The 13,280-nt window shown below is 43.6% G+C and carries 8 protein-coding genes; all 8 read left to right on the forward strand.

All coding sequences use genetic code 11. The features are described 5' to 3' along the window. Positions 1-229 precede the first annotated feature (229 nt). The 8 genes from PR725_RS11450 to miaE all read left to right on the forward strand — a co-directional run bounded on the left by PR725_RS11450 (position 230) and on the right by miaE (position 13,221). A complete protein-coding gene (locus PR725_RS11450) occupies positions 230-3,148 on the forward strand; it encodes a xanthine dehydrogenase family protein molybdopterin-binding subunit (protein WP_110732224.1) in 2,919 nt (972 codons plus the stop codon). After that, positions 3,145-3,711, forward strand: coding sequence for a (2Fe-2S)-binding protein (locus PR725_RS11455; protein WP_004260707.1), 567 nt, complete (start codon positions 3,145-3,147; stop codon positions 3,709-3,711). The genes PR725_RS11450 and PR725_RS11455 overlap by 4 nt, the downstream gene beginning before the upstream one ends. Positions 3,712-3,722: 11 nt before the next feature. After that, on the forward strand, positions 3,723-5,042 hold the full coding sequence (locus PR725_RS11460; protein WP_272569068.1) for a cytochrome c: 1,320 nt from the start codon (positions 3,723-3,725) through the stop codon (positions 5,040-5,042). A 381-nt stretch (positions 5,043-5,423) separates the two neighbouring features. Continuing rightward, on the forward strand, positions 5,424-5,897 hold the full coding sequence (locus PR725_RS11465) for a (2Fe-2S)-binding protein (RefSeq protein WP_004913857.1): 474 nt from the start codon (positions 5,424-5,426) through the stop codon (positions 5,895-5,897). After that, positions 5,894-8,170, forward strand: coding sequence for a xanthine dehydrogenase family protein molybdopterin-binding subunit (locus PR725_RS11470; RefSeq protein WP_248445563.1), 2,277 nt, complete (start codon positions 5,894-5,896; stop codon positions 8,168-8,170). Before PR725_RS11465 ends, PR725_RS11470 begins: the two co-directional genes overlap by 4 nt. Beyond that, positions 8,163-9,461, forward strand: a complete 1,299-nt coding sequence (locus PR725_RS11475; protein ID WP_210782330.1) for a c-type cytochrome — start codon at positions 8,163-8,165, stop codon at positions 9,459-9,461. The genes PR725_RS11470 and PR725_RS11475 overlap by 8 nt, the downstream gene beginning before the upstream one ends. A 426-nt stretch (positions 9,462-9,887) precedes the next feature. Beyond that, a complete protein-coding gene (gene mutS, locus PR725_RS11480) occupies positions 9,888-12,455 on the forward strand; it encodes a DNA mismatch repair protein MutS (RefSeq protein ID WP_123382378.1) in 2,568 nt (855 codons plus the stop codon). Between the two features lies 1 nt (position 12,456). Then, positions 12,457-13,221 carry a tRNA isopentenyl-2-thiomethyl-A-37 hydroxylase MiaE gene (gene miaE / locus PR725_RS11485; RefSeq protein ID WP_117162675.1) on the forward strand — a complete coding sequence of 255 codons (765 nt, stop codon included), beginning with the start codon at positions 12,457-12,459 and terminating at the stop codon, positions 13,219-13,221. The last annotated feature ends 59 nt before the right edge of the window (positions 13,222-13,280 follow it).

A 13,280-nucleotide genomic window follows, 5' to 3' on the forward strand; every position in this document is an offset into this window, starting at 1 on the left:
CTCCAACAGTATTATTCACTTTCTTGTCTAAATCCCTTTACTCGTTCTTGATATATCAATACAGATACCCATACTATTTATGTAACTTACTGAGCTATCTGATATTAGTCATCGAATTGTGAGCCAATTTAATCGAAATAAAACAATCTTACAGTGCATGGCTAAAAAGTATTATTTATCTCCATTGTTCATAATAAAAAACCCTAAAAATATAATCAGGGAGCACACTATGTCGGGACATATTTCTAGACGCAATTTTATCAAATTAGGCACTATTGCGGGCATTGCAGTGATGGTCGGCAAACTCCCTTTTGCGATAGCAATGGAGCTCGATTCTGACTCTCCATCAACTGATTGGATTGGTCAAAATGGTAAAGCACGTTTTCGCTGGGATGGCGTTGAAAAGGTCACTGGCCGTAAAAATTTTGCTCGTGATTACCGCGCTAAAGACATCCCTGGCTGGCCTAAAAAACAAAGCTATGCCTTTATGTTAAAAGCAACAGAGGCAGATAAAACCTTTGAAGGCATTGATATTTCAATGTTAGGTCCAAATTTACAGCCTGATAAAGTTGTTTTACAAGAAGACCTTATCCGTGATGGCTTAAATATCCCTCAAGACACCAGTATGGGAAAAGGCTTCTATGGCACTAATATTTTAGTGCCTCTAGGGGATACCCCGCCAATTATTGGCCACCCAGTTGCTATCTTGATTTATCATGATTTCGATAAATACAGTGCAGCGCAGCGGATGTTACGCTTTGCGACAAATACCGTAAAATATGGAACGGTGACAGGGCCAAAACCGCCCGCTAATTACGGTGCCGCGCGATATGTGCGTATTGGTGGTAACACTCCACTTTCGCCTTCTATCTTTTCCCCTTATCAAGATTCAGGTATTAAAGGCGGATTCGATGGCAATACACCTATTTGGCCACCTTATGACCCAAAACACGCCATTTCTATTCCGCCAGTGATCCGTAAAGATCGTGGTGGTGGTTTTATTCAAGCCCTTCATCAGGCAGAAAAAAGTCCTGATAAACAAGAAAAAGCGATGGATTACGCACGGCAAATTGAGCAAGAAATCGCAGCCGCTCGTCAGGATCCCGATAAGTTTGTGATTGAGCGCCATGGTTTTTCACAATCCATTGACCCTTGTGCAATGGAGCCTGATAACTGTAATACTTGGTATGACGCTCAAACCAAAACACTGCATATCTTAACCGCGACACAGTCTCCTGCAGGAGTCGTCAACGCCGCTGCTGAGTTATCGAAGCACAACAAACATTTTTCCGTCGAGAACATTGTGCTATTAACTGGTTCGACCGTCGGTTATGGCTCAAAAGATTATTCGGTTTTTCCTTTCTATTCCATGGTCGCCAGTTTCTACGCTGATGGCTTGCCTGTTCGCATGGCAAATGACCGTTATGAACAATTCCAGATGGGAATGAAACGCCACTCCATTGAAATGGATGTCACCATCATTGGTGATAAAAAAACGGGCAAATTTGATGTATTAAAAGGCACTTATAACTGTAATGGTGGCGGCCGTGAAAACCTCTCCGTTGCCGTATCACACGTTGCGGTACGTGGCGCCCAATCTATTTATTATTTCCCTAAATCTGACCTTACCGCTCTCGCCATGGCCACTCCGGCTGTCGAAGCGGGCTCAATGCGTGGCTTTGGTTCCTTACAATCGATGGCAGTCACTGAATTGATGGTCGATGAAATCGCTCATAACCTCAATATTGACCCGATTGAACTGCGCCGCCGTAATGCCATTTTAGAAGGTTATCCAAATACACAAGGAGGTGTAATAGCCGGTGACCCACGCAATGTCGAAATGTTAAATCTTGCGGAAAAGCACCCGATTTGGGTCGATCGTGAGAAAAATAAAGTTGATTATGAAGCGAAAAACCCCGGTAAGCTATATGGTGTTGGCTTTGCGCAAGTGCAGCAAGTTTATGGCTCTAGCGGTGTTCCTACGATTCTTTCTCTTGAATTTGATACCAATGGTAAACTCACTATGCGCCATTGCATGCAAGAGATTGGTACCGGTGGTACAACCGCACAGCAAGTGATGGTATGGCAAGCACTCAGCAAAGCCCCTGATGTGGTTGAGTTTGGGGTAACTGAATTTGCAGAACTGCCACTCAAAACCAGTTGGGCAGATCAGAAAAAACAAGACGAACTGTCAAAAACGGATCCCTATTGGACACCTGCTCTGATCCCTGACATGAGTTCATCGAGTGGTGTTTATTATATTGGGTTTGGTACACGCCAAGCGGGCCATTTCTTATTGGAAAATACCCTATGGCCTGCAGCCAAAAGCATTTGGAGCGAAGGCCCTGGTGGCGGTGCTTTCAACGGCTTAAATGTTGAATTTGCAGACATTCGTGTCGGGCCAGATGGTATTGGTGGCGGCGGAATGAAACCCATTCCTTTTGACATTTTAGCCAAAAGAGCCCATGAGATGGGACTCATCACCGGGGTTGCTGTTCATGGCTATTCAAGCTGGCAGTGGGCTCGCGCAGAGTTCGATATCCCAACTGTCGGTTTGAAAAACCTCCCTCTTGATGCAATATCCGTTCGTTATGGTGACGGTGCGCCACAGGAACTGAAAAAACAGATGACCACTGGCGGTTACCATTTTATTAAACGTAAAATTGCCTATTACCCTCCAACACAACGCGCAAAAGCGGACCCAACAACGGTCACACCCGCTTCTTGCCTAGTCGAGCTCAATGTCAACACCATGACGGGTGAGGTCGATGTCATGCGCCATCATATGATTATGGACCCCGGTACGATGATTGTCCCTGAATTGGTTTCAGGCCAAATTCAAGGGGGGACCGCGATGGGTATTGGCCACGCATTGATGGAAGAATTACCACTGTATGAAGATGGGCCAGGTAACGGAACATGGAACTTTAATCGCTATGTCCTGCCGCGAGCAAAAGATGTTGCGGTTTGGCAGCAAACCATTGATTACTTACCTCCGCTATCAGAAACTTCACCACCAAAAGGCATGGCTGAACTGGGCATGATCCCAATCTTACCTGCGACGAGTAACGCATTAACCCATGCGACAGGCAAGCGTTTCTATGAATTCCCTATTACGGTAGATAAAATTAAAAAGGCACTCTCATGAAAATCAACAATGCCGTTCCGATTATTGAGCGCAAGCCACTCACACTGACTATTAACGGCCAAAAAATTGGTCCTATTGATGTCCCTGTTGGGATGCCAATGATTGAGTTTCTACATGAATACCTTGACCTCACCGGCACTCACTTTGGTTGCGGCCAAGGGATCTGCCATGCTTGCACCATTATGGAAATTCAGCCCGATGGCACAACGGTTGAAAGTCGCACTTGTATTTTTGGTGCCCATTATTTCAACAATAAAAATATTGTTACCATCGAAGGGCAAGCCAAACTGGATGAACAAGGCAAAGTCGTTGAGTTAACGCCAATTCAACAAGCTTTCATCGAAAACTTTTCATTCCAGTGTGGCTATTGTGCTCCCGGTTTCGTCACAGGTGCGACAGTATTTCTTGATAAACTGAAGAAAAACCCAGTGAAGCGAGACCAACTCGAACATGCGATTGAAGAAGCCCTCAATGAGCATATTTGCCGTTGTACAGGTTATGTACGCTATTATGAAGCTGTGAGGAAAGTCGCTCTCGACACTCCCGGCTGCGTGATCGACTAGGGAGAAACATCATGGCTAAATCCAGCTCTCTACGTAAAAGCATTTATATTATTATCTTATTATTTATCGTATTAATGCTTGCGATCCTATTTGGTGCTTTTCGTACTTCCAGTATCGGCCCTAATTTAGATAAACCACTGACTTCAGAAGAAGTCGCCAAATTACTGCCAAGAGGGCAAGAATTGGCCACCGCTGGAGATTGCTTTGGTTGCCACTCATTACCTGAAGGGCCATTGGCTGCGGGCGGGCGCGCTATCGGAACCCCTTTCGGCACCATTTACTCCACAAATATAACGCCTGATAAGCAATTTGGTATCGGTAACTATACCCGTGCTGATTTCCATCGTGCTTTGAAAGACGGAATTGGCAAAGAAAGAGGTAATCTCTACCCTGCCATGCCGTTTGTATTTACCCATATGACGACATCGAATGATATTGATGCCCTGTATGCTTATGTGATGTCACTTCCGCCAATCAATGTGCCAAACAAAGAAAATACAGGTGTATTTGTCCTACCCGTTCGCCCATTTATGAACTTCTGGACTTTGCTCAATTTCCCTAAACAAAATGCGCCTCATGACCCACAACGTTCTGCCGAGTGGAACCGAGGTGCTTATATTGTTGAAGGTCTAGCGCACTGCGGCGCTTGTCACTCACCACGTAACTTAATGATGGGTGTCGAGTTTTCACGGTCACTTCAAGGGGGTGAAGAAGCGGGCTTAGCGATCCCGGATATCACGGCCGAAGCGCTTTCCAAACATGGATACGATACCGCCTCCTTGAGCCAGTTTTTACTTACAGGTAATGCCCCGCAAGGCTCTGCATTTGCAGATATGAGCACAGTGACTCATTTTTCGACTAGTCAGATGAAAAAAAGCGATGTTGATGACATGGCGATTTATTTAATGACGGATAAACAAGGAAAAATACTTGGCGCCAAAGCTTCGCCTGCTCCATTGCCAGAGGCAAACTCATCAGAAGTGGGTGATGTCAGTCAAATCATGGAAACTGGCCGCTTAATGTATATGTCTACCTGCGCAGGCTGCCACGGGATCACCGGAGAAGGTGTACCTAATGGTATTCCAGCGTTAAAAGGTAACGCCATCTTAGCGATGGACAGCCCTGAAACCTTTATCAGTGTAGTGTTAACGGGTATTCCAACCACCACTTTCCCAAATGGGCAACGTATGTATGCGATGCCAAGTTTTGCTGATGATTTAACGCCACAAGAAATGGCAGATTTAATATCATGGGCGCGCGCCGAATGGGGGGGACAAGGTAAACCCGTCACCGCCGAACAAATTGAGAAACTGAAAAAAGCGGCGCAGTAATCATTCGTCGCTTCTCTTCAAATAACTTATTTATTGAAGGGAAGCGACATTATTATTTTCATTGATACATTCAAGTGAAATATATCAACGCACCCCACATTAAATAAGAATTTCAAATTAAAGATATTCACTTATTTCTATTAAAAGAAAACCAATATATAAACTGGGTTTCCTCTCACTTCGCCTGACTCAAACATTCACTCAATCCATGAGTATTTTCCAATATTAACCTTCATTAATAAGTACTTACTAAATACCTAACAAAAATTTCCCTTAGCACATACAGTCACAATTCAAATTAATAACCCATGTTATAGTTAATATACAAATAATAACATTAGATTATCATTTATTGTGATTAGCAATGTGAAAGGAAAATATATGCAACTAAATATCAATGGAAGATGGATTGAACTAAGCAATATTTCTCCATCAACACCACTTCTTTACGTATTACGTAATGATTTAAAACTCAATGGCCCTAAATATGGCTGCGGTTTAGGCGAATGTGGCGCTTGTAGTGTACTTATCGATGGCAAAGTCGTTCGCTCGTGTTCGACACCGGTATCAACAGTAGAAAATAGAAAAATTACCACGCTTGAAGGCATTAGTGATAGCGAGACACTCCATCCTGTGCAACAAGGATTTATTGATGAGCAAGCAGCACAATGTGGTTATTGTACGAATGGCATGATAATGACATTGGTTGCTCTGTTTAAACGTACCCCTAATGCAAGTGAAGAAGAGATAAAAAAAGAACTCGCTTTTAATTTATGCCGTTGTGGAACCCATGTAGAAATATTAAAAGCAGCTAAAAAAGCTAAAATGATCATCGCACAAGGTGGTAAAGCATGAGCATTTTAGATATCACTCGACGCCGTTTGCTGCAAGCTGGTGGGCTCATCGTTGTCAGTAACATGTTGCCTTCCATTTCATTTGCAGCAGAAAAGATACCAAACAAAAATGCGGCTATTCCTCTTAATTATGTCGATAGTTTTATTGCTCTTGCCGCTGATGGTTCGGTGACTGCATTTAATGGTCACGTGGATTTAGGTACAGGAATTCGTACCTCACTTGCACAAATTGTCGCTGATGAAATTGGTGTCTCTTTTGAATCAGTAACAATGATACTTGGGGATCCACAAAGTACACCGGATCAAGGGCCGACTATCGCCAGTGCGACCATTCAGGTCACGTCTATCCCCTTACGCCATGCTGCTGCTCAAGTTCGCATGCAGCTAACATCTCTTGCTGCCAAAGCGTTAAATGTGCCAATGGAAGCCGTTCGAGCACAGCATGGATATGTTTTTGTCACCGCCCAACCTGAACGTCGTTTGAGTTATGCGCAATTGGCAAAAGGACAAGATCTCCATTTTGAATTAGATGAAAACGTAACTTTAAGACCCGCTTCTGAAGCTATTTATGTCGGAAAGCCGATTCAACGCGTAGATATTCGTGCAAAAGTAACGGGTGAGTTGACTTGGGTACATGATATGCGAGTACCTGATATGTTACATGGAAGAGTTATTCGTCCTCCTTATTCAGGTGCAGACAGTAGCGCACCGCTTGGAAATAGTTTGCTTTCGATTGATGAAAGTTCTATTGCTCACCTAAAAGGCATTGTAAAAATTGTACGCATTAATGACTTTGTTGGTGTCGTTGCCGAACGTGAAGAACAAGCGATAGACGCTATGCGTCAGTTAAAAATTCAATGGAAAGAATGGCAAGGATTACCCGATTTAACCCTCGATAAGCTTCATGACACCCTTGATGCATTACCCAGCCAAGATAGAGTATTACGAGATGATGACGGTGTTGACAGCGCCTTAGCCAATTTACATAAAACTGTGAATGCAGACTATGTTTGGCCATACCATTTACACGCATCAATTGGGCCATCTTGCGCTATCGCAGATGTCCGCGACGATAAAGTCGATGTCTGGTCAGGCACACAAAACCCTCATGACCTGCGAAAAGATTTAGCACTACAACTCGATAGAGAACTATATCAAATACACATTCATCGCATGGAAGCATCAGGGTGCTATGGTCGTAACTGTGCTGATGACGTGGCAGCCGATGCCGTTTTACTGTCTCAAGCGACAGGACGACCTGTGCGAGTGCAATTAATGCGAGAACAAGAAGCGGGTTGGGAGCCAAAAGGCACCGGCCAATTGATTAAAATTCGAGGGGGAATTGATCAAAATAATGATGTCAGCGCTTACGAACTCAGTACTCGTTATCCATCAAATAACGCCGCTACTTTATCGTTGATTTTAACTGGGAAAAAAGAAAATAAACCGGATATTCAACAGATGGGAGACCGCACGGCTATCCCTCAATATCGATACCCACATATGCGCGTTATCGCTAAAGATACCGCGCCTGTTGTTAGGGCATCATGGATGCGCGGAGTTTCAGCACTTCCAAATGTATTTGCTCATGAATCTTGGATTGATGAAGTTGCTTATTTAGCGCAGCAAGATCCTATAGCATACCGCTTAAAATATTTAGATGATCCTCGAGCTATCGCTTTAATTAGTGCCGTGAAAAAACAGGCGAATTGGGTTGATGGGCCGATGCATCAAAAACCATCCCCTGTCACCGAAGAAATTGTGAGTGGTCGAGGGTTTGCCTGGGCGCGTTATTTCCACAGTAAATTTCCGGGTTTTGGTGCTGCATGGGCAGCTTGGGTCTGCGACTTAACTGTTAATCGCCGAACAGGACAAGTGCTTATCAAAAAAATCTATGTCGCCCATGATTGTGGCCAAATGGTTAACCCAGATGGCGTTAAACACCAAGTCCATGGAAACATTATTCAATCCTGTAGCCGGGTATTAAAAGAGTTTGCCACCTTTGATAAATCAGGCACAACCTCCCTTGAATGGGGCGGATACCCTATTCTACGTTTCGATGAGTTACCCGAAATTGATATTCAATTAATGGAGTATCCCAATGAACCCCCTATGGGAGCGGGCGAATCTGCATCAGTACCAAGCGCCGCCGCGGTAGCAAATGCGCTATTTGATGCATTAGGTGTGCGTATGCGAGAAGTTCCATTTACCCCTGAACGTATTCTGCGAGCAGTAGGTATGGCAGCCAAGAACCAAGGAGTGGCTCATGAGTAAGGCAAAAAAAATATTTGGCTACAGTGCGCTTGCTATCGTTATTGTTGCGGTGGGGGGACTCGCGCTGAGTTGGCAATCTGCCATTGAGCCATTACACACTAATTCGACACAAAGTTTTACTGACGCTCAAATTGCCCGTGGTGAAAAATTAGCGGCACTAGGCGATTGTGCCGTTTGCCATACGCGGCCTGGCGGTGAAACAAATACCGGGGGCTTTGCGATGGAGATCCCCTTCGGCACGATTTACACCACAAATATAACACCTGATATAGAAACAGGCATTGGCAGCTGGTCATATGAAGCGTTTGAACGGGCTATGCGTTATGGTGTTGATCGTGAGGGGAATTATTTATACCCTGCGTTCCCTTACACGGCTTTTACTCATACTTCCGATGATGATTTATATGACCTCTATGCATGGTTAATGAGCCAAAAACCTGTTCGTTATCAACCTCCAAAGACATCATTAAACTTTCCCTTTAATATCCGCCAAGGAATTTGGGCATGGAATCAGCTGTATTTAACCGCTGGGCCAATAAAACCAAACAATTCACAAACTGATGAGTGGAACCGAGGTGCATACCTTGCCGAAGGGCTCGGCCATTGCAGCGCTTGCCACTCCCCACGTGATATATTATTTGGTGAAAAAGGCGGAGATAGCCACTTGATGGGTGGAGATGCTGAAGGATGGAGTGCACCAGCGCTGCGAGGTGACCAAGCCTCACCTGTTGCTTGGAGCCATCAGGATATGGCGGAGTTTTTGCGTACGGGATTCTCAGCTAACCATGGTGTCGCAGCAGGCCCGATGGCACCAGTCATCAGAGAAGGAACCTCTCAACTAACCGAAGAAGATAGACAAGCTATTGCTACTTATTTGACTTCTGAAGTTGAGCATCCGCAGGTCACATCGCAAGCCGTAACAATCGTACAGCAAACAGAAGATAAAATTGAACCTCTCTCTTCTGAAGGGGCAAGGTTGTATTCAGGGGCCTGTATGGCATGCCATGCCCAAACGAAAGGTGCGCAAATGTCAGGTGTACGACCCGCTTTAGCCTTAAATACGAATCTTTATGCAGATACCCCAGATAATGCCATTCGCGTTGTATTAAATGGAATTGAGTATGAGGCAACAGAAGGGCTCGGCAGCATGCCTGCTTTTCGTCATAATTTAAGTGATCAGCAAATAGCAGTACTCTTAAATTATCTAAGAACAACGTTTACTGACAAGTCACCATGGCCTGATTTGGAACAACAAGTTAGCCAGCTACGCGCGGAAACAGCAGCTAAATAATCCGTTCATCTTTAGCGTAAATAGCGGTCATATCTATGACTGTTATTTACGCTATTTATATCTACTCAAGAAAATGAGATATTCCATCTCAAAAAAGAAATAACTAAAAGCACGACTTATTATTTTCTGTAATGCCTAAATAACTCTCAAACTAAGCAGATATCTACCAATTATTATTTAGTGGTTATCGTGAACCTATTTTCTAGATGAGGAAAAAACATACACTCTACTTAACAATATTTCAGACTATTAATGACCAAACACGCATTGTCCCTGTGATAATCACGTCATACTATAGAGAATTGCATGGCTAACACGTTTGCCTACTCTCATTTGTTGCGATTTGTGGTATTTTAGTCTCTGAAAATAATCGTCAAATACACTCACAGAATTTAGTTAACTCAATACGTTAAAACAGACAATACTATGACTGATAAGCAAAGTTTCGAATCCCATACACCAATGATGCAGCAGTATCTAAAACTAAAAGCACAACATTCAGACATACTGCTGTTTTATCGCATGGGTGACTTCTACGAACTGTTTTTTGATGACGCTAAAAAAGCCTCTCAATTATTGGATATTTCCCTCACTAAGCGGGGGCAATCTGCAGGGCAACCGATCCCTATGGCCGGTGTTCCCCACCATGCTGCCGAGGGTTACTTAGCCAAATTAGTACAAATGGGGGAATCCGTCGCCATTTGTGAGCAAATTGGCGACCCAGCCACCAGCAAAGGGCCGGTTGAGCGCCAAGTAGTACGTATTGTCACCCCGGGAACTATCACCGATGAAGCGCTATTAAATGAAAGGCAAGACAACCTGTTAGCCGCAGTATGGCAAGACCAACAAGGTTTTGGTTTCGCAACGTTAGATATCACCTCAGGGCGTTTTATTATTAGTGAAATCGCCGATGAAGAAGCACTGCAAGCTGAGCTGCAACGCACCCGCCCGGCTGAACTTCTGTATCCAGAAGACTTCGCCAGTATGGCATTAATTGAACACAATAAAGGCTTGCGCCGCCGCCCATTGTGGGAATATGAGCTTGATACGGCAAAACAACAGCTCGGTTTACAGTTTGGTACGAAAGATTTAATCGGCTTTGGGGTTGAAGATGCCCATAAAGCGCTCAGAGCTGCGGGTTGCTTATTACAATATGTGAAAGACACACAACGCACGTCACTGCCCCATATTCGCAGCATTGTGATGGAAAAACAAAATGATAATGTCATTTTAGATGCAGCAACTCGTCGCAATTTAGAGATCACCCAAAACCTTGCAGGTGGCACAGAAAACACACTCGCCGCCATTTTAGATAGGTGTGTGACTCCGATGGGTAGCCGTATGCTAAAACGTTGGTTACATACCCCATTACGTAACATTCAAATATTAAATAACCGCCAACAAGCTATCAGTGCACTGCAAGAATGCGGCTTTGAATTACAACCATTTTTACGTCAAATCGGCGATTTAGAACGGGTATTAGCGCGCTTAGCGCTGCGTTCCGCTCGCCCACGTGACTTAACCCGTATGCGTTACGCATTCCAGCAATACCAAGATATTCATCAAATACTGAGCCAATCGAGTAGTTCGTATTTACAAGCCCTTCAAAATCGTATTGGCCAGTTTGATGAGCTACAAGACTTACTTGAAAAAGCCATTATTGATGCACCACCCGTGTTGGTACGTGATGGCGGTGTTATCGCCCCAGGTTATAATAGTGAGCTTGATGAATGGCGCGCCCTTGCTGATGGAGCAACTGACTACCTCGATAGGCTCGAAATACGCGAAAGAGAAAAATTGGGGATCGATACCCTAAAAGTTGGTTATAACGCTGTTCATGGCTACTATATTCAAGTTAGCCGAGGCCAAAGCCATTTAACACCTATCCATTACGTCCGTCGCCAAACGTTAAAAAATGCGGAACGCTATATCATTCCTGAACTCAAAGAGTATGAAGATAAGGTATTGACATCAAAAGGAAAAGCGTTAGCCATTGAAAAAGCACTGTATGATGAGTTATTTGACATACTATTACCTCATCTTGCTGCGCTGCAAACCAGTGCCGAAGCTCTCGCTGAGTTAGATGTCCTAGCCAACCTAGCTGAAAGAGCACAAACTCTAGGTTATGCTTGTCCACAACTCACTGAAAAACCAGGTATCCAAATTACTGAAGGTCGCCACCCTGTGGTTGAACAAGTACTCAGTGAGCCGTTTATCTCCAATCCGTTATCACTATCGCCACAACGTCGTTTATTGATCATCACAGGTCCAAATATGGGCGGTAAAAGTACCTATATGCGCCAAACAGCATTGATTACCCTGTTAGCGTACATCGGTAGTTTTGTCCCTGCAAGCAAAGCGGTGATAGGCCCAATCGACCGTATTTTTACCCGCGTCGGTGCCTCTGACGACCTTGCATCTGGCCGTTCAACCTTCATGGTCGAAATGACAGAAACCGCGAATATTCTTCATAATGCAACAGAACATAGCTTAGTACTAATGGATGAAATTGGTCGCGGAACGTCAACCTATGATGGTCTTTCCCTTGCTTGGGCTTGCGCCGAAAACTTAGTTAATAAAATCAAGGCAATGACGTTATTTGCAACGCATTATTTTGAATTAACAACACTACCTGAAAAACTCGAAGGTGCGGTCAATATTCACCTAGATGCTATTGAGCACGGTGATACCATTGCCTTTATGCATAATGTTCAAGATGGCGCCGCCAGCAAAAGCTATGGCCTTGCTGTCGCTTCTCTTGCGGGTGTACCAAAAGATGTGATTAAACGGGCAAAACAAAAGCTTAAAGAACTCGAAGTTATCTCAAACAATGCCAATGCAAGTCATGTAGATAGCGCCCAGCTTAGTTTTTTAACCACAGAAGATGCTGAACCCTCACCCGTACTCAGCGCATTGGAAGGGATTGACCCAGATAAGCTCACACCCCGCCAAGCTCTAGATTGGATTTATCGGTTAAAAGATATGGATAACTAAGATGGATGAGTATACACAATTACTCGCACCAATCAGGCAGTTTTTGCAATGTGAAACGCCTGATTTGTGGGTAGAAAAAGCCAGTTTGCCTGAGAACTTGCCCATTATTTTAAAAGATCATCTGTTATGTGAATTAAAAGCCGCGCAAAGTGCCATGTTTTTAATTCGCAAGTATGCTGTCGATAAAGAAAGTGCTGCAGTGCTACTTGAATGGTTTAAACCTTATGAATCATTTGCTTATGACAGGGTTGGTGACATCCATACATTAAGAAACAAAAATCAGGTTTCTAAACAAATATTGGCAAAAAAACAATCACCTTATAGCCAAGATTTAATTGATAAAATGGTCTTGCTGATCAAAGAAGAGCTTCATCATTTTTACCAAGTTTTAGAGATTATGCATGAACGTAATATTCCATATGATGGTATCACTGCAGGCCGTTATGCTAAAGGGTTGTTGAGCCATATCGACCCTCACGATCCAAAAACCTTAGTTGATAAACTAATTATTGGTGCTTATATCGAAGCGCGTTCTTGTGAGCGCTTTGCTAAACTAGCCCCATTTCTTGATGAACAGCTGGCAAATTTTTATATTTCGTTATTACGCTCAGAAGCTCGCCACTATCAAGATTATTTACACTTAGCGCAATTAATTAGCAAACAAGATATTACTGAGCGAGTTAATTATTTTGGTACTATTGAAGCAGAATTAATTTCGACACCTGATGATGATTTTAAATTTCATAGTGGACTCCCCATTAACTAAGTTCATTCTTTATTACTTATAAATAAAAGGCCCCTATAAACCTTAGCTTATAGGAGCCT

Origin of the sequence: Providencia sp. PROV255, from assembly GCF_028478065.1 — a bacterium.
Taxonomy (GTDB): domain Bacteria; phylum Pseudomonadota; class Gammaproteobacteria; order Enterobacterales; family Enterobacteriaceae; genus Providencia; species Providencia rettgeri.